The 18,453-nt window shown below is 55.0% G+C and carries 17 protein-coding genes; 2 read left to right on the forward strand and 15 right to left on the reverse strand.

Annotation, left to right across the window (positions count from 1 at the left end; translation table 11 throughout):
* The first annotated feature begins 8 nt into the window (after nucleotides 1–8).
* Nucleotides 9–890: a LysR family transcriptional regulator gene (locus SBL51_RS03875; protein WP_317929331.1), complete on the forward strand. Its 882-nt coding sequence runs from the start codon at nucleotides 9–11 to the stop codon at nucleotides 888–890.
* Here the strand turns inward: SBL51_RS03875 and SBL51_RS03880 are convergent.
* From SBL51_RS03880 to prmB, 4 genes are read right to left on the reverse strand one after another with little or no spacing between them, the layout of a single operon-like run.
* Nucleotides 887–2,047, reverse strand: coding sequence for an MFS transporter (locus SBL51_RS03880; protein WP_317929333.1), 1,161 nt, complete (start codon nucleotides 2,045–2,047; stop codon nucleotides 887–889). The two genes, SBL51_RS03875 and SBL51_RS03880, sit on opposite strands and share 4 nt — an antisense overlap.
* A 1-nt stretch (nucleotide 2,048) precedes the next feature.
* Complete coding sequence (locus tag SBL51_RS03885) at nucleotides 2,049–2,447, reverse strand: hypothetical protein (protein WP_317929334.1); 399 nt, start codon at nucleotides 2,445–2,447, stop codon at nucleotides 2,049–2,051.
* Between the two features lie 17 nt (nucleotides 2,448–2,464).
* Nucleotides 2,465–3,550, reverse strand: a complete 1,086-nt coding sequence (gene aroC, locus SBL51_RS03890; RefSeq protein WP_317929335.1) for a chorismate synthase — start codon at nucleotides 3,548–3,550, stop codon at nucleotides 2,465–2,467.
* A 35-nt stretch (nucleotides 3,551–3,585) separates the two neighbouring features.
* Entirely contained in the window at nucleotides 3,586–4,506 is a 921-nt protein-coding gene (gene prmB, locus SBL51_RS03895; protein WP_317929337.1) for a 50S ribosomal protein L3 N(5)-glutamine methyltransferase, read from the reverse strand.
* Between the two features lie 275 nt (nucleotides 4,507–4,781).
* Here prmB and folE point away from each other — a divergent pair, with 275 nt between their 5' ends.
* Nucleotides 4,782–5,333, forward strand: a complete 552-nt coding sequence (gene folE / locus SBL51_RS03900) for a GTP cyclohydrolase I FolE (protein WP_317929339.1) — start codon at nucleotides 4,782–4,784, stop codon at nucleotides 5,331–5,333.
* A 51-nt stretch (nucleotides 5,334–5,384) separates the two neighbouring features.
* Here the strand turns inward: folE and SBL51_RS03905 are convergent, their stop codons facing one another.
* The 11 genes from SBL51_RS03905 to rlmD form a co-directional block, all read right to left on the reverse strand.
* Complete coding sequence (locus SBL51_RS03905; RefSeq protein WP_317929341.1) at nucleotides 5,385–6,287, reverse strand: DUF4892 domain-containing protein; 903 nt, start codon at nucleotides 6,285–6,287, stop codon at nucleotides 5,385–5,387.
* A 159-nt stretch (nucleotides 6,288–6,446) separates the two neighbouring features.
* The gene (locus tag SBL51_RS03910; protein WP_317929343.1) at nucleotides 6,447–7,316 is read right to left on the reverse strand and encodes an alpha/beta hydrolase; all 870 of its coding nucleotides are present in this window, start codon (nucleotides 7,314–7,316) and stop codon (nucleotides 6,447–6,449) included.
* 57 nt (nucleotides 7,317–7,373) lie between these two features.
* Nucleotides 7,374–8,381, reverse strand: a complete 1,008-nt coding sequence (locus tag SBL51_RS03915; protein ID WP_317929344.1) for a tryptophan--tRNA ligase — start codon at nucleotides 8,379–8,381, stop codon at nucleotides 7,374–7,376.
* A gap of 166 nt (nucleotides 8,382–8,547) precedes the next feature.
* Nucleotides 8,548–9,678, reverse strand: coding sequence for a DUF3524 domain-containing protein (locus tag SBL51_RS03920; RefSeq protein ID WP_317929346.1), 1,131 nt, complete (start codon nucleotides 9,676–9,678; stop codon nucleotides 8,548–8,550).
* Between the two features lie 112 nt (nucleotides 9,679–9,790).
* Complete coding sequence (locus tag SBL51_RS03925) at nucleotides 9,791–10,873, reverse strand: cyclic nucleotide-binding domain-containing protein (protein WP_317929348.1); 1,083 nt, start codon at nucleotides 10,871–10,873, stop codon at nucleotides 9,791–9,793.
* A gap of 157 nt (nucleotides 10,874–11,030) precedes the next feature.
* A complete protein-coding gene (locus SBL51_RS03930; protein WP_317929350.1) occupies nucleotides 11,031–11,831 on the reverse strand; it encodes an undecaprenyl-diphosphate phosphatase in 801 nt (266 codons plus the stop codon).
* A 45-nt stretch (nucleotides 11,832–11,876) separates the two neighbouring features.
* Complete coding sequence (tsaB, locus tag SBL51_RS03935) at nucleotides 11,877–12,581, reverse strand: tRNA (adenosine(37)-N6)-threonylcarbamoyltransferase complex dimerization subunit type 1 TsaB (protein ID WP_317929351.1); 705 nt, start codon at nucleotides 12,579–12,581, stop codon at nucleotides 11,877–11,879.
* Nucleotides 12,582–12,656: 75 nt separating this feature from the next.
* Nucleotides 12,657–13,310, reverse strand: a complete 654-nt coding sequence (gene adk, locus SBL51_RS03940) for an adenylate kinase (RefSeq protein WP_317929352.1) — start codon at nucleotides 13,308–13,310, stop codon at nucleotides 12,657–12,659.
* Nucleotides 13,311–13,572: 262 nt separating this feature from the next.
* Nucleotides 13,573–14,400 (reverse strand): nucleoside triphosphate pyrophosphohydrolase, encoded by an 828-nt coding sequence (gene mazG / locus SBL51_RS03945; RefSeq protein WP_317929353.1) that lies wholly within the window; start codon nucleotides 14,398–14,400, stop codon nucleotides 13,573–13,575.
* A 46-nt stretch (nucleotides 14,401–14,446) separates the two neighbouring features.
* Nucleotides 14,447–16,699: a GTP diphosphokinase gene (gene relA / locus SBL51_RS03950; protein WP_317929354.1), complete on the reverse strand. Its 2,253-nt coding sequence runs from the start codon at nucleotides 16,697–16,699 to the stop codon at nucleotides 14,447–14,449.
* Nucleotides 16,700–16,879: 180 nt separating this feature from the next.
* Entirely contained in the window at nucleotides 16,880–18,223 is a 1,344-nt protein-coding gene (gene rlmD, locus SBL51_RS03955) for a 23S rRNA (uracil(1939)-C(5))-methyltransferase RlmD (protein ID WP_317929356.1), read from the reverse strand.
* Between the last annotated feature and the right edge of the window lie 230 nt (nucleotides 18,224–18,453).

Consider the following 18,453-nt stretch of genomic DNA (forward strand, 5'->3'; position numbering starts at 1 on the left):
CAGGAATTATGGATACCGACGCCCTTAAAGCCTTTGTCGCCATTGCCGAACTGGGCTCGTTCTCACTGGCCGGCGAGCGGCTCTTTCTCACCCAACCGGCGGTAAGCAAGCGTATCGCCACTCTGGAGGGGCTGCTCGACTGCCAGCTGTTCGACCGCGTCGGCCGCACCATTACCCTTACCGAGGCCGGCCGGGAGCTGCTACCCCGTGCGCAGGCCATTTTGGCGGCAACCGCGGATGCCCTGCAGGCCATTAACGACCTCTCCGGCGATGTGCGGGGTGAGCTCAACCTGAGTACCAGCCACCACATCGGCCTGCACCACCTGCCCAAGCACCTGCGCCGCTTTAACGACAACTACCCCCAAGTGAAGCTCAAACTCGATTTTCAGGACTCCGAGGTGGCTCTTGCACAGGTGCTGCAAGGCAAGGTAGAGATGGCGGCACTCACCCTCGCCCAACAGCCCCACCCCAAGCTGGAGGAGGCAGTGGTGTGGGACGACCCACTCTGTTTTGTGGCAGCCGTCGACCACCCACTGGCGCAACTCAGCCAACCGCAGATGAGCGACCTGAGCCGTTTTACCGCTATTTTGCCGGAAGAGAACACCTTTACCACGCGCTTGGTCAGCCAGCTGTTTCAACAACAGGGCACCGAATTGGAGCTGCGCATGGCGACTAACTATTTGGAGACGATCAAGATGATGGTCTCCATTGGCTTGGGCTGGGGTGTGCTGCCGAAAACCCTGTTGGAGGGTGCCGGCTTAAAGGAGATAGCCATCGACAGCCCGCCGCTGGTGCGGCGGCTGGGGATTATCCATCACAAGGAGCGCAGCCTGAGCAACGCCAGCAAGGCGTTTCTCAGACTCTTCGCAGAGGAGACGGCAGAGCGTTAACCAGATGCCACTACCGACACTCGCTCCCCTTCCAGACGTTTTCGTACCAGTACAATCAGCAGCGCCGCCACCATCGACGACAAGGCGGCCACCAGGAAGGTCAGCTCGGCCCCCCAGGGCCACAGATAACCACTGATAAGCGCCCCTAAAGCACCGCCCAAACCAAAGCCCATGGAGCTATAGAGAGCCTGACCCCGGGCCTGATAACTACCCCGATAGAGCCGGCGAATGATCTCAACCGTACAGGCGTGGGCCGTAGCGAAACTGAACGCGTGCAACAGTTGGGCAGCCGCAATAAACAGCGGCTGATCAACCAGAAAGGCGGTTAACCACCAGCGTAAGGCGGTCAATATCAGGCTGATTAGCAACAGGTGGTAAACGTTGTAGCGCTCCAGCAGACGATACATGTAGACAAACAGGATAATTTCGGCAGCGACCGCCAAGGCCCAGAGCAGGCCAATGGCCGTGCGTGAATAGTGGTTCTGCTCCAGGTAGAGACTGAAAAAGGTGTAGTAGGCCCCGTGGCTTATCTGCAACAGAGCCTGAGCCAACAAAAAGAGCACGATGCCGAGCCCCAGTGGCGAACGCCCCGCGCTGGCTGCCGTATCAGCAGCTGCCTCTGGCTCATTCACTCGGGTACTCACCAACCAGACCAGGGCTAACAACAGGGCAATAGCGGGTGGTACCCAACCAATGGTGTAGTGTTCAAAGCAGTAGCCAAGCAGTATTACCGCCGCGGTGAAACCCAACGACCCCCAGAGGCGAACCTGGCTATAGCGTTCCGGCCTGCCCCGTAGATACTGCAAGGTAAGGGTCTCCCAGCTCGCCAATACGGCATTCCAGAAAAAGCTGAACAGCAGGCAGACCAACAACACCGGGACAAAGTGACGCGTTATAAAGATTGGCAGAAAGAGGAGAAATGCCAACAGACAGCCAAGGCGCACCAGCGTCATTCGACCCCAGCGTTCACCCGCCCTGGCCCAGAGATTAGGGGCAACGATTTTGGTAACAAAGAGTGATGCCGCCACCCAGCCAATCTCACTGGCGGAAAAATTGAGCGAGTGCAGATAGAGCGTCCAGTAGGGGCTGATGGTACCGACAATGGCGAAGTAGCAAAAATACCACGCAGAGAGACGGGTGTATGGCAGGCTGGTCATATCAGTGCAGCTTGCTGGCGGGAAAATCGCTGTGGTTAACGTGGTTGGGGGTCATCGTCTTGTTTGTTGGCTGGCAACGCCTACTGCGGCTCTGCTGGCTCATTAGCAACCACGTGAACGCATCGAAGTTGAGTCGGCGCTGGTTATTCAGCAAAGCAATACTTTGCCACTGCAGATCAATAACCGTATGGCTCTGGGTTTGCAGTAGCCACTGAATTTCACGCACAGGAGCCGAAACTAACAGCGCCTGTTTGATGGGCACGGCCAATACCGGCTGCCAGTCGGCGCCGCTCTGCGCGGCCTGGTAGACCCACCGGGTCTCCGCCGGCGCCACCGGATTTTGCTGGACCACCCACCCGGCCCAAACCGAACTGGCCGGCAGCAACAACAGGCTAAGCATGAGTACCCGCAAAGCGGTTACTTGGTAATGATGGGAATGGAGTGCTTAACGTCGCCATTCTGGCCGCGGTGACGCAGCAGGTGATCCATGAGCGTGATTGCCAGCATCGCTTCAGCGATGGGGGTTGCCCGAATTCCAACACAGGGGTCATGGCGCCCTTTGGTGACCACCTCCACCGGCTCCCCCTGCAGATTAATACTGCGCCCAGGGATGGAGAGACTGGAGGTTGGCTTTAACGCCAGGTGGGCAATAATATCCTGGCCACTGGAGATACCCCCCAAAACACCACCGGCGTTATTGGAGAGGAAGCCCTCCGGGGTGAGCTCATCGCGATGCTCAGTTCCCAGTTGTTCGACACTCGCAAAGCCGGCGCCAATCTCTATACCCTTCACCGCGTTAATGCTCATTAAAGCGTGGGCGATGTCAGCATCCAGACGATCAAAAATAGGCTCGCCCAAACCCGGTTTAACGCCACTCGCTACCACAGTAATTTTGGCGCCGATGGAGTCGCCCTTTAAGCCTTTCATAAAGGCTTCCATCGCCTCTATCTTGCTTGGGTCTGGGCAGAAGAAGGGGTTCTGTTCAATAAAATCCCAGTCGATAGTTTCAACCTTAATAGGGCCAAGCTGGCTGAGGTAACCACGTACCGTTATGCCATGAAATTCATTGAGGTACTTTTTGGCGATTGCACCGGCGGCGACACGCATGGCGGTCTCGCGCGCCGAGGAGCGGCCACCGCCGCGATAATCGCGCACACCGTATTTGTGGCTGTAGGTGTAGTCGGCGTGGGCCGGGCGAAAAATATCTTTGATGTTGCCGTAATCTTTGGAGCGTTGATCGGTATTTTCGATAAGCAAACCAATTGGGGTGCCGGTGGTTTTACCTTCAAACACGCCAGAGAGAATTTTTACCGCGTCCGCTTCCTGGCGTTGGGTGGTGAACTTGGACTGGCCGGGTTTGCGCCGATTTAAATCTTTTTGCAGATCCTCTTCCGTTAGCGCCATACCCGGCGGACAACCATCGACAATAGCGCCCAGGGCCTGACCATGGCTCTCACCAAAGGTGGTTACGGTGAACAACTTTCCAAAGGTATTTCCAGACATACTGCTCTCATTCCTCTGCTATTGGTTGGCAACGCTTAGACGTCGTAATCCAACAGCGCATCCAGCTCCGTGGCGGTCATGATAAACACGCCGTGACCGCCTTTTTCAAAATCAACCCAGGTAAAGGCCACCTCCGGGTAGGCCTCTTCCAGGGCGTAACAACTGTTGCCCACCTCACACACCAACAGACCATTATCGGTGAGGTGGTCACGCGCCTCGACCAGGAGACGACGGGTAAAATCGAGGCCATCAGTACCAGACTCCAACCCCAGGGCTGGTTCCCGCTGGTACTCTTCAGGCATGGTCGCCATATCCTCGGCATCCACATAGGGTGGGTTACAGAGAATCAGGTCGTATACCTCCTCTTGCAAATCGGAGAAGAGATCCGATTCAATCGCCTGTACCCGTTCGTCCATCCCGTGCAGATCGATATTTTGCCAGGCGACATCAACCGCCTCTGGCGAAATATCGGCTAAATCGACCAGGGCTTCGGGAAAGACGGTGGCGGCCGCAATACCGATGCAACCACTGCCACAACAGAGATCGAGAATTTTCTGCGGCGGCTCCAACAGCCAGGGGCTGAACTGCTTTTCGATCAACTCGGCGATGGGTGATCGCGGCACCAACACGTTTTCATTAATGATAAAGGGCAGCCCTGCAAACCAGGCTTTACCGACCAAATAAGCAGCGGGTACGCGATCACGGATACGAGTATCAAAATGTTGCAGGAGCGTGGCCCGCTCGCTTTCGGTGAGCGCAGCCTCCATGATCTGATCCAACAAGGAATAAGGCAGGTGCAGGGTTTCCAGAGTAAGAAAAACCGCTTCATCCCAAGCGTTATCGGTACCATGCCCGAAATAGATATCGGCATTGGCCATTTGCGAAGCGCCAAACCGCACAAAATCACGCACTGTTCGTAATGTTTTGGTGTCTAGTTGCCAGTCGGTGACAGACATGGTGAACGCTTCTCATATCGTGTAAGGCGGCTATTTTAACGGCTATGCAATAATTAACCAGCGCTATCATCTGGATAGCCGCGCCAGGCGTAATTATAGCTTTACCCTCTGCCTGCCTTGTCGTAGGGTATGCCCCCCGGAGCGCTGGCGGCTATAAACATCAAATGGTACTGTTAGCGTTTTCAACCAGCCTGTGCAGCGAAGTTAGGGGTGAGTATTCTAATAACCCTCCACCCGGGTAGTGCTGCGCGCCTATTCAGCTTAGGAACTGAGTCATGAAAGAACATTTTGCTGCGATTATTGAAGCTGTCGGTGAGGACCTGGAGCGTCCCGGTCTGCAGGATACACCAGAGCGCGCTGCCAAAGCATTTCAATATCTGACTCGCGGTTACCATCAGACCCTGGATGAGGTGATCAACGACGCCCTCTTCCCCTCTGACTCCAGTGAAATGATCCTGGTACAGGATATTGAACTCTACTCCATGTGCGAGCACCACCTGCTGCCCTTCATCGGCCGTGCCCATGTGGCTTACATTCCCACCGGCAAAGTGTTGGGGCTTTCCAAGGTGGCTCGTATTGTTGATATGTATGCACGCCGTTTACAAATCCAGGAACAGCTGACCATGCAGGTGGCACAAACAGTAGAAGAGGTAACCGGGGCCAGCGGCGTTGGAGTAGTTATTGAGGCCAAGCACATGTGTATGATGATGCGCGGCGTCGAGAAGCAAAATTCCGTGATGAAAACCTCGGCCATGCTGGGTAGCTTCCGCGACAACCAGGCAACCCGCTACGAGTTTCTCTCGCTCGTCAGCGGCACTAACCGTTAACCTATCGATTTAACGATCTGCGGTTTGCAATCTGCATTTATTGAGCAAGATTTAACGGTATTGCATAACCCAGATCGATACCTCCCCGCCCCGGCGAGGGGCCAAGTTACCAATCCCCTCCGCCCGCAATCGGCCACTATCAACACCCGCCGCAAGCAACTGCTCTACAACCCCCTCCGCCACCATTTTTGATCCGGCCAGGTTATCGTCCAACTGCTTGCTGCGGTAGTCTGCAGCAACCATTGCCAGTTTAGTGGTGGGCGAGTATTTGGTCAGCAGCACTAACAGCTGCACATATTCATCGGGCAGCAGCCAGGCTTGTCCTTGCTGCTGCAATGGCAAAACAAAACTCTGGTTGTTATCGAACAGATTCACCAAAGTTTGCCGGGTAGGCACCTGCTCGACGCTCTGCTCCGTTTGCACCACGTCCATCAACAGATAACTGCGCTGATTGCCCCGTGTCACCAGATAAAGAATAACCAACTGTGAGCGATTGCTGGCCTTAACTTGGTAGACCAAATAGTGCTGGTACTGGTCCAGACCATAAACGCGGCGCTCATGGAAATGTTCATTGGCCCAACTGGCGCTGCTGCCACAGTTGTGGCCAGAGCAGAAGAAGAGCGGCACGGCACCACTGGCGTGTAGCTCCTGCTGAAAATACGCCAACGTCTCCTGCAGGTTACGGTTACGCGGCAACTCATAAAGCGTGCGCTGACCAACCACCTCCAGCAACCGTTCTGTTTCTGGTTGCCAATTGCCGTTGATGTTTTTCATCGGCCCCAGTGCCAGGCTGTAATCGCCACTGAGGTCACTGGTGTCGGTCACCGAGGACCCATGGATAGGGGTAATATCAAAGGCGTAAACGTAGCTAGAGAGGGTGAGTAAAAGAGCGGCCAGTGTGCGGCTAAAAAGAGAAGTGATAGAAGCTCGGGGTAACCGGCCTCCATTTGCCACTGTACTCCTCCAGACTAAAGGTCTACCCACCTGCCCTGTTGGATTTATGGCCTGCCGCCGCATCGATTGCGGCAAACCCTGGTTCATCACTCTTTTTATAATTGTCACTAGCCACTCTTTGGTTGAAGGCTTATTGGGTCTGATCTGGTTGACTCGATTTTACTCAACCACCAACGGCCCCAATTCAATAAACGGGTTCGCCAGCGCGGCAACGCCATCGGCCTGCCCTTCCATATGGAAGTGGTGGCTGCCTGGCAGGTTCATCACTTCTATTTTAGGGAAGTGGTGAACACCTTGAAGTAGATCCTCAAATTTGGAGGTAATTCCCTCGTCCGCCAATATCAGCAGACACCTGGCGGTTACCTCGTGCATAAACGCATGAATCTGGGCTTTGGTCAGCTTCACCGCGGAGGGCAACTGCAGTTTTGGATCGGCCCGCCAAATAAAGCCACCATCGACCGCAATCAAACCGCGCTCGGCCAGGGCTTCAGAGGAGGTTCGAACGATGGGCCAGGCGGAATTCATACGCGCAACTATGGCCTTCTCCCAGGATTCGTACACGGTTGCCCGCTTACGCGAGGGGCTTAAGGTTTGGCGAACACTGCGTGATAGCTGTTTAGGGGCGTATTCGTCGGGAGTCGATTCCGGCCAGATACCATCCAACATAATAAGATGGGTTACCCGGCGGGCCCAGGTCCCTGCCGCCACCATGGCCACCATGGCTCCGCGCGAGTGGCCAAGCAGTGTAAACTCTTCCCAACCCAGCTGATCGGCAACGGCGAAGATCTCAACCACGTCTTCCCAAATATTGTAGGGGGCCATGTGGTTGCGATGACCACTCAGACCATGCCCGGCCATATCCAGAGCCACCACGTGAGCATCCAACGCCGGTGCCAGCCAGTTGAAACTGGCGCAGTTATCCAGCCAACCATGCAGCGCCAACACCTTGTGCCTACGGCCATGGCCCCACACTCGCGCCGTCAACGTCAGGTGCTCGAGCTCAAATTCCTGCTCGGTAAAATTAACCAACGCCGCCCCCTTTTCCCGCTGTTATGAGTCTGAAATTACAAGATTGAAATTCGGCCGTTAACCTAAAGGTTTGATACCCACCGCTGCACGCAGCTCTTTAATCAGGGCTGTGGCGTAACCGCGGGCCTTGTCAGCACCAGCCAGGAGGGCTGCTTCCACCTCGTCAGGCTTGGCCATTAGCTCTTCGTATTTGGCCCGTGGCTCTTCCAGCTCGGCATTAATCAATTCAAACAACTGCTTCTTGGACTCCCCCCAGGCAATCCCATCAGCAAATTTTTGGCGCATTTCGGCGGTCTGTTCGGGTGTGGCAAAGGCCTGCCAAATCTGGAATACCGTGGAGGTATCCGGGTCTTTTGGCTCGCCCGGCTCCAGCAGGTTGGTTTGGATCTTATTGATATGTTTTTGCAGCTGTTTGGGCGCTAAAAAGAGCGGTATGGTGTTGCCGTAACTCTTACTCATCTTGCGCCCATCCAGGCCATTCAACACCGCTACCTGATCATCTACCACCGCCTCGGGCAGTACAAATTTCTCACCGTAGTGGTGGTTGAAACGGGCGGCCACATCGCGCGCCATCTCAATGTGCTGGATCTGGTCTCTGCCGACCGGCACCTTATTGGCATTGAACATGAGGATATCGGCCGCCATCAGAATCGGATAGCTGTAGAGCCCCATGGTGATGCCGAAATCCGGATCTTCGCCAGCGGCCTGATTGCCGGCCACCGCATCTTTATAGGCATGCGCCCTATTCATTAACCCCTTGGCGGTCATACAGGTTAACAGCCAGCAGAGTTCAGGAATTTCCGGTATGTCCGACTGCCGGTAAAAGAGCACCCGCTCAGGGTCCAGGCCACAGGCAAGCCAGGTGGCAGCGATCTGTTTGGTTGATTCATGGACCTGATTAGGGTCGGTACATTTGATCAACGCATGGTAATCAGCCAGAAAAAAGAAGGAGAGATTGTCATCACTTAAACTTGCGCGAATCGCGGGGCGGATGGCACCCACATAGTTGCCCAGATGCGGCATTCCTGTGGTGGTGATACCGGTTAAAATTCGTTGCTTGCTCATAAATTTCGGCTACTTTCCAATCAATACTCGCCTTTCCAGGCTGGAGGAGGATGCTGAGGTGGGGATAATAGCGGTTTTGATGAAACTTATTAACCAGTGATTGGAAAATGGCCCGGGTTTGACCAATGGCTCGCAAGCAACGAGGCGCGTGGTGAATGGATAGCTTTCAGGTGAGCAGGTCGCGATAGAGTGGGCCCAGCTCGCGCCAGGAGAGATGCAGAAATGCCTGGTTGCGATCCTCATCGGGATAGTGAGCAATCTCGCCCGCCAACCCCTCCGGGTAGAACCATTGGATGAGGGCCGCCGCTGCCTTTTCCGCCTCGTGTTGGGGTTTATCGGGTAGCGAGGTATAGAGATGTTCGCGATTAAACCACTCAGGGTAAGCCAGTCGACCCGGGGCAAAAGGCACACAGCCGAGCAGTGCCGCCTCGATCATGGAGAGCCCCTGAAAGTCATGGGTAGCGGTGGAGATCACCGCGTGACTGCGCGCCAGCAGATCGCGGTAGTCTGTCAACGATTCGCCGTAGCCCCAGTGGCCGAGGGCATCGTGATCATCCAACAACTGTCGCAATCGGTTGAAGGGTTCGGGGATTTGTCGAAACTGCTCACCCACCACGTGCAACTTAAAGCCCGGTCCCAGATAGCCCCGTTCGGCCAGCTCTTCCGCCAACATCAGTAAACGCTCTGGTCCTTTGTCCCACTCCCAGCGATGATTCCACAACAGCTCTACCGGCGCTGATGTGGATGGGCGACCGATTTGAGCCTCAAACAGCTCATCCTCCAAAGGCACCGGCAACACTTGGCTCTTGGCTTTTATACGGCCGATGATGTTGGCCGGTACCGCATCGGGCATTTTCGCCAACAACGCCCTGGCGCCAGCCAGAAAGGAGTCACAATTGAAACGGGAGTTAAAGACCACCTGGTCTGCTGCCAGGGCGGTGTAGATACTGGTGAGCTGAATCTCCAGTAAGCCTTGCTGCTGCTCTCGGGCGGGATAGGCAAATTGATTCTCGTGGAAATAGACAACTGAGGGCACCCTGGCCAGCCCCGGCCGAAACCCCTTAAGCGCACTCAGGTCGACCATGGAGGTGACCACCAGCAGATCGTAGCTCTGATCCAGCTGTGGATAATCCCCTACCCCCCAGGTGAGGCTGTTACTACGGCTGCGCCAGTTGAAAAATCGAGCCGGCAGGCTCTCGAGGGTCCACTCCCAATCAGCCAGATAATTCATCAAACCACGGCACCAGCGCATATGGCTGGCTGCGTGATAAGCAGAGAGCAATAGAACTCGTTTCATGGGCGTTACGGCGTGGATTATCCCTAAATTGAATGCCGGGCGGGGCGCCGAAGCTCCTTGGCTCCCCGAGGTACAGCGGATTAATAGTGCTGTATCTTATAAGTACAGAGGCTTAATGATACGCGCGATCAGAGTTGGTTAGAATAGCGGCGCTTAAACCGCGCTGAATCAGTAGCTGTACTGCCACCTTGGAGCGGCTGCCACCGTCATCGGTGACTATGTAGGTCAACCCGGGGTCGAGGCTTTTCAGGTTCGCGCGCAACTTGTTGAGGGCGATATTGCGGCTGCCGCGGACACTGATATGGCGGTGTTCCACCGGTAGACGGACATCCAGAATTTCGACCTGTGGCCCCATGTCGGTTAGCTGATCAAACTCAACGTAGCGGAACAGGGGTTCCTGCAACAGTTTTACGAAGTCCTCCTTGGCCAGGCGCATCAGTTCGCCATCACTCTCCATGGTAATAGTGGCATTGCGTGTGGTATCGCCCACCAGCGCCTCTTCGCCAAAATAGTCGCCACATTCAAGTAGAATCTGTTCCCCTTTGGTGGTCGCCACCTGGGCACGGCCACTGGCGATCACATAGAAATAGTCCCCGGGCTCGCCCTCTTCGACCACGCGCTGACCGCGCATAAATCCTATCGATTCAAACCGGGAAAACAGCTGCTGAATATTACCGGCGGGGACGGAGTGGAACAGCGGTGAATCCAATAAGCGAGACATCCAATCCTGCTGACCACCGCTGTCTACTTCCACATGCTGTGGGTAGGCGTAGGCGTCGAGGTAGTTAATCTGCGCGGTAACCATGTCGGCTGCAGCTGGATCTGCATCTATAGGCAGCTCCGGGCCGGCCTCACTGGCCGCCATTACCAGATCCAACTGTCGGCGATTTACCGCCAGTACCGCCACTTCTGTGGCAGCAACCGCAGAGGTTTTACTGGGGTTGATCTCATTGAGCGCATAGTGGCTTGCGTCGCTCTCGGCGGAGAGAGTGGTGGTTTGGAAGCTGGCATCAACCAGATTGACCTCGCCTTCTAATAGATAGAAGAGGTGGCTAAGATTCTTACCCCGCTGAAATACTAACTTTCCTTTCGCCACAGTGACCGTTTCACTGTGTTCGGCAATCCGATCTAAATATTCGGGGGCAAGCTGAGAGAATGGGTGAAATTGACCTAACAGTTGGGTCGTTAGTGACATAGGCCTGAGCTCCTAAACCCGACACATCTATAATGGGGAACTTATTTTATAGAGAGTATGGACGGAAATATTGATGTACACCCATGTAAAATAGTGAGCGCCATCAAACTTCAGACATTTCATTGAATTATGAATAACTTAGCGGTCAACTCTAGGGCTAATTGAAAGCCAACATCGCAAACAGCGCGCCACCAAGCAACAGCCGGTAAACCACAAAGGGCAACATACCCAGGCGCTCGATAAAGGTCAGAAAGTAGTGAATGCAGAGATAGGCACTCACTGCCGAGAGCGCGGCTCCGAGGAAGATATCGGACCAGGCGATAGTATGCTCCTTGAACAGTTCCAGAGTCTCAAATGCCGCCCCCAGCACAATAATGGGGATCGCCATCAAAAATGAGAAACGGGCGGAGTCGGAGCGTGTGAACCCCAAAAACAGCGCAGCGGTAATAGTTATGCCCGAGCGGGAGGTGCCCGGGATCAGGGCTAAGGCCTGAGCAACGCCGATAATCAGCGCCGTAGCAACCCCTATCTGGTAAACACCCTTGCTAAGATTGGACCTACGATCTGCGGCCCACAACACCAATCCAAACAGGATAGTGGTAATGGCAATAACCAAAGAGGTGCGGAAGTTCGTCTCGATATAGTCGTTAAACAATAACCCGGCAATGCCTGCGGGTATGGTCGCAATCACCACCATCCAGGCCAGGCGGCTGTCTGGGGTTTGACCTCGGCTGCCAAACTGCTGAAAGAAAGCGATTATCAGACGGGAAACATCTTTGCGGAAATAGGCAAGTACCGCGATTAACGAGCCGAAGTGCACGGCCACATCAAACGCCAAGCCCTGGTCGGGCCAGAGCAGTATCTCTTTCGGCAGGATAAGATGTGCGGAACTGGAAATCGGCAGGAATTCAGTCAGACCCTGTATCAGGGCCAGAAAAACAATTTGAAATAGATCCATCAAACGGTGTCCGGGGTGTCCTTAATATCACCGCACCAAGTACGGTTACTTCAACGTGGACTGGCGGATAGGCTCACGTTTTTTCCATGTGACTTCATCACGCAAATACACAGGGGTAACACTCTCCACTGGTAGCGCTGCACCCTGCTGCCATGATAATCGAGCTAAACGCAAAATATCCAGCGCCGATACCGTCAACTCGGGAAAATGGCTACCGGTTAACCGGCCCACCAACGCCTCATACTGCCAGCCCGAGCCCACTGCAACGCCCTGTTGCTCAGGCAACCAGCTGGCCGCCTCAGTTACAGGCAGTACAGCTTCTGCGTCTAGCAGCTTCGGCATTTGGCCAGTCAGTTGGTAAACCGCAAAATAGACCTCATTCATGCGGGCATCCAGTGCAGCCATCACGCGGTCGTTGTTGCCCGCCACGCCACTCGCTTCTGCCGCACAGGCCAAGGCTTGTAGTGTCGAGATAGGCAGCACCGGCAAATCGGCTCCCATCGCCAACCCTTGGGTAATACTCAGGCAGATGCGAACACCAGTAAAGGATCCAGGCCCACAACCAAAACCGATCGCGTCCAACTGGGAGAGTGGGACTCCCGCTTCGGCCAGGAGTTCGTCGACCAGCGGCAGAAAAACCTGGGCGTGTTGGCGAGCCTGAGTATGGATTTTATATAGCTGCTCTTCACCAGAGCAAAGCGCGACGCTGCAGGCTTCTGAGGAGGATTCTAAACAGAGTATTTTGGTCATTTGGGAAGGACAAAGCGCCCATAAATGGGCGCTTGTTTAGCCAATAGCGTTGTAGGAAAGGCTTGCGGCTGGCAACTATTTAAGAGCAGCGAAGACCTTGGCTTTGATATCAGATACGTCACCAACACCTGCAATTTTGGTAAATACCGGGCCGGGAGAGGAACCCTGGCTGGTAAGACTGCTGTAGAACTCTACCAGAGGCTCGGTCTGCTCATGGTAGACCTGCAAACGCTTGCGTACGGTCTCTTCGTTGTCGTCGGCACGCTGAATTAGCGCCTCACCGGTCTCGTCATCCAATCCCTCCTGCTTAGGTGGATTGTACTTAACATGATAGATGCGGCCGGAGGCTTCATGAACGCGGCGACCACTGAGACGGGAAACAATCTCCTCATCATCGACAGCGATTTCCATCACGTGGTCGATAACTACCCCTCCTTCGAGCAGAGCTTCCGCCTGCGGGATAGTGCGTGGGAAACCATCAAATAGAAAACCGTTGGCACAATCGTCCTGGGTGATTCGTTCCTTTACCAAATTAATGATGATTTCGTCAGACACCAGGCCACCAGAGGCCATAATATCTTTCACCTGCAGACCGAGTGGAGTTTCGGCGGCAACCGCTGCCCGTAACATATCACCCGTGGAAATTTGAGGTATAGAGAACTCATCCATGATCAATTTGGCTTGAGTGCCCTTACCTGCACCGGGCGCACCCAGAAGTATGATCCGCATACAAATGCTCCTATTAACTTTAATGCAATATCAAAATCTGACTAATTTTTACACACTAGGCCACTTGCGACAGACCACCATCAATTGGCGCGTACCTTACACTCGTGTTGCATTTATCTCAAGCCGGATGTCGCCGCTGCTCGTCGCTCTCTTTGCTGTCGCTGTGGCCACGCTAGCCTGGATGAGAAGCATTCGCTAACATTGCCACTCAATGTGGAACTGGTCTATTGTTGACCAAGCGCCGGCTAAGCTCCATACAACCTTAGTCATACGACTTGGCTTGTTGCCATAGTACTTCCAGTGCACCAGAGGAAGCTTCCGTGAAGCTCTGCCCCTGGTTCGCCAATTGGCGCTCTATAAATTTAACCCGGGATTCAAACTTGCGATTGCCGGCTCGCAGGCAGTTTTCAGCGTCGATATCGAGAAACCTCGCCAGGTTTACTGCCATAAACAGCACATCCCCCAACTCCTCGACGACATGAGGATCGGCGCCGAGTGAGTTCTCGGCTTGCTCCGCCTCAGCCAGCGCGGCTTTTAACTCAGCCACCTCCTCATCGAGCTTATCGAGCAGCTCGGCCACCGCCTGCCAATCCCAACCAGCCCGTGCCAGCCGCTTTTGCAGCTTTTGCGCCCTGCTCAGCGCCGGCAAGCCCACTGGAACATCGTCGACAATACTCGCCAGCCCTTTGCTACTACGCTCTTCAGCTTTAATCGCCTCCCAATTCTCTTTTACCTGCGCCTGGTCGAGCGCTGTGGTTTGAGTTGACTCGCCATTCAGCTGACCAGAGGGAAATACGTGGGGGTGGCGCCGCAATAGCTTGCTGACGATGGTGTGGACGATCTCTTCGAAGGTGAACAGCGACTGCTCTTCACCCAGTTGGCTGTAGAAGATCACCTGAAACAGCAGGTCGCCCAGCTCCTCGGGCAGGTGTTTAAGGTCGTCGCGCTCGATGGCATCGGCCACCTCGTACGCTTCTTCTATAGTTGAAGGGGCAATGGTTTTGAAAGACTGCTGCAAATCCCAAGGGCAACCGCCCTCGGGGTCACGCAGGCGAGCCATAACCGCTTGCAGGTCGGCAATGGTATACACAATCAAATCTTCCCTACTGGCTGTTGGTTCGCGCCAAGGATAACGATCAATGACGTTCCGCCATTGGCTGCTTGCGTCGCGCCGAGGCGATATTGGGCAGTTGGTTGAGCTTGGCCAGCACTCGGCTCAACTCTTCAAAGCTGCGAATTTCCATGGTGATTTGCATATCCACTGTGTTCAGTCGTTTATCAGAAAGAGTCTGTAGTGCACTGATATTTATACGCTCTTTATCAAGCAGTGTGGTGATATCGCGCAGCAGGCCATGGCGGTCGAAGGCCTCGACCATGATATCCACTGAATAGGAGTTCTGCGGCGCCACACCCCAGTCCACCTTGATAATCCGCTCGGGCTCGTCTTCATACAGGTGCAAGACGTTTTGGCAATCCTGCCTGTGTACCGACACCCCACGCCCCTGGGTGATGTAGCCAAGAATGGCATCACCGGGTACCGGATGGCAGCAGTTGGCAATGCTGGTGAGCATGTTACCAACGCCATCGATGTAGATATCGGCTCCCACATCACTTTGAGCTTTGGAAGTTAAAGAGATGACCGGCGTCGGTTGTGGTGAACCCAGCAGCCGTTGGGCGGCGTTGAGCACCTGATTAACACCCAGGTCATTGGCGCCAACGGCGGCGTAGAGATCGTCCAGGCTGTGCAGATTCATCGCCTTGATCAGCTGATCAAAGTCCAGATCGGCCAGCGCCATGCGGCGAAATTCGCGATCGAGCAGTGCACGGCCATCGGCGATATTGCGATCCCGGGCCTGCATTTTAAACCACTGCTGTACCTTGGCCCGGGCGCGCGAGGTACGTAGATAGCCGAGTGCGGGTGACAGCCAATCGCGGCTTGGCGCCTCACGCTTGCCCTTCAGAATCTCTACCTGATCGGAGGTTTTCAGCGGGTGGTTTAGCGGCACTATGCGGCCGTTAACCTTGGCGCCACGACAGCAGTGGCCAATATCGGTGTGGATCTGGTAGGCGAAATCGAGTGGTGTTGCCCCCTGGGGCAGGTCGACGATATGGCCATCGGGGGTGAAGACGTAGATTCGATCCTGCTCGATGCCGTGGCTGAGGTGATCTTCCAAGGGGTTACCACCGCCCACCTCATCGTGCCATTCAAGCACTTGTCGCAGCCAGGCGATCTTCTGCTCGTAGCTGTCCTCCGGCCCCTCGTCATCGGCACCCTTGTAGCGCCAATGAGCGCAGACACCAAACTCCGCCTCCTCATGCATGGATTCAGTACGGATTTGTACCTCCAGTACCTTCTGCTCCGGGCCGATAACCGCAGTGTGCAGAGAACGGTAGCCGTTCTCTTTGGGAGAGGCGATGTAGTCATCAAATTCGTTGGGAATATTGCGCCAGAGCGAGTGCACCACGCCCAGTGCGGCATAACAGTCACGCACGGTTGGCACCAGAATACGCACGGCACGGATGTCGTACACCTGGGAGAAACCGATCTCTTTGCGCTGCATTTTGCGCCAGATACTGTAGATATGCTTGGCGCGCCCCATGATAGAAGCGGTGATATGAGCCTCGGCTAACTGCTCATCCAGTGTGGCCACCACCTTATCGATAAACTCCTGGCGGTCCAGTCGGCGCTCATCCAGCAATTTAGCGATGCGCACATACTCCTCAGGATGGAGGTAGCGGAAAGCAAGATCTTCGAGCTCCCACTTGATGTGACCAATACCTAAGCGGTGGGCCAGCGGCGCGTAAACTTCGGAGACCTCCCGGGCCACCCGCCGGCGCTTCTCGTCGGAGGCCTTCTTCAGAGCCCGAATGGCGTAGGTACGTTCGGCGAGCTTGATAAGTGCCACCCGCACATCATCCACCATGGCGACCAGCATCTTGCGAACTTTTTCGGTCTGCTCCTGTGACTCGCGGCCGAAAACGGTGCTGGCAGAATCGTTGCGCATGCCGGTGATAGCCGCCATGCCCAACACCCCACGAATCAACTTGCAGACCACCTCGCCAAAGGATTCGGCCAGATCATCAATTTGCAGTTTGCGTTCGCGCACCGCCCGGTAGAGCATGGCGGCAACCAGGGAATCGACATCGAGCTTCAAATCCGCCAGGATCTCAACAATCTCGAAGCCGGCATTAAGACAGGAACGCTGATTATCCCAGGGGTGATTGACAGGGGGATCCTGGTCGGCTCTCTGTACCGCCTCAACGGCCAGACGTAGCTGCTTGCGACCCGGAAAATCGACTTTGGTCAGTTCTGCAATGTGGTCAATCCAGGCGGATATATCTATCTCACCGGTTGGACTGACAGGCAAATCGGCCCGAACCTTAACCATGATTTCTTCTCTTGCTTGCTGTTAGCGCCCTAAAACTGGGCCGTAATCTACCACTGCCTGGCGAGCAACCTTACGCTTCGTTGTCGGCCAGATTGCTCTAACCCATTGGGATAAAAGCGCTTAGACAGGGACCCATTTACACCATCTTGTTATTGTTATCGGTATCTCAAGCTATACCGTCTAGTTTAGTCGCCGAAATAGCGCCATACATTCCACATGCTTGGTTTGTGGAAACATATCCATGACTCCTACACGCTGCAATTGGTAACCATAGCTAACCAACTGCTCCGCATCGCGCACAAAGGTGGCTGGATTGCAGGATACGTAGACCAACACCGGTATACGGAGTTTCCTGATGAGCGGCAGTGCGCCCTTCGCTCCAGCCCTGGGTGGATCCAACAAAACGGCGTCGTAGGTTTGATTTAACCAAGGCCCATTGAACTCGTCCCCAGCCAAATCAGCCGCCGCGAAAGAGGCATTTTCTATACCATTTTGCTCAGCATTCTCCTGCGCCCGCTCGACCATCGTCTCACTCACTTCAATACCCACCACCTGCCCGGCTTGCCGGGCAATGGGCAGAGAGAAGTTACCCACACCACAGAAGAGATCCAGTACCTGGGCCTGATCAAGGTTTGGTAGCGCGCCAGCCATCCAGTTGATGGCCTGACTGATCATAGCCTGATTAACCGCCTGATTGACTTGGGAAAAATCGGTAACCGCGTAGCCAATGCGCAGCGCAAACGCCGGTAGAGAATAGTAATAGAGGGGATTTTCCGTCTGATTCAGACATTGGGGTGAGTCATCGCCCGACTGCAGCCAAAGGTCAAAGCCCGCCGCATTGGCGGCACCAAGCAGGGCCGTCAGCGCCGACTCCGACAGTGGTTTTACCGCCCGCAGCAGCACCGCCTGGCGGCCTTCGGCATCAATTAGCTCGACATGTCCCAAGCCGACAATTGCACCAATCTGGCGCAGAGCTTTCTGCAACCAGGGCAAAATAGACGTTAATGGGGGCGTTAACACCGGGCAGTGGGAAATTGGCACGACACTCTTACTGCCAGCCGCGCGAAAACCCAAGGCCCAATGGTTGGACTTATCCCGCCAGTAGGCCAAGCGGGTACGGCTACGGTAACCCCAGGAGGGTGAACTTATCGGCTCGGCAATATCGGCGTCTGCCAGCGGAAGTTTGCGCGCTAACTGCTCCAGCAGCAGCTGTTGTTTCCACGCCAATTGTTGGTCACTGGCGATGTGTAGCCAGTCACAACCACCACACTGGGAAGCGATTTCACACCCTGGCGGACAACGCTCTGGGGCGGCCTGGAGCACTTTGGCAGCAACCGCCTGCAGCACTCCGCTCGCTGCTGATACAAATTTGGCAAGCACCCGCTCGCCCGGCAAAGCACCTTCAATAAACACGGCTTTACCTTGGTGGTGGGCAATGCCGCGCCCCTCCGAGCTGAAGCCGGTCACATCCAATTCCAGTGGCCCGGGTAGAGCTCGGGATTTGGGTTGGAAAAATTTGGCCAAGTATGGCTCCCACAGCGTGCAGAAAAGTGCGGATGATACACTGCCAGGCAATGGATACACACCGCTAAACCACAACCGATGGCAAACCATAGGCTATGGCGCATCGAATGAAGGATGGAGCAGCAGGCTTTTAGCCCGCCTATGGTGCGGTTACGAGCGCCAATCCAGATAGCTAACTGCAAACCGCACTGAGATAGCGACAATAGACTGAGCGCTCGCAGACCATTGGT

This window comes from Halioxenophilus sp. WMMB6 (assembly GCF_033283405.1).
GTDB lineage: Bacteria > Pseudomonadota > Gammaproteobacteria > Pseudomonadales > Cellvibrionaceae > Halioxenophilus.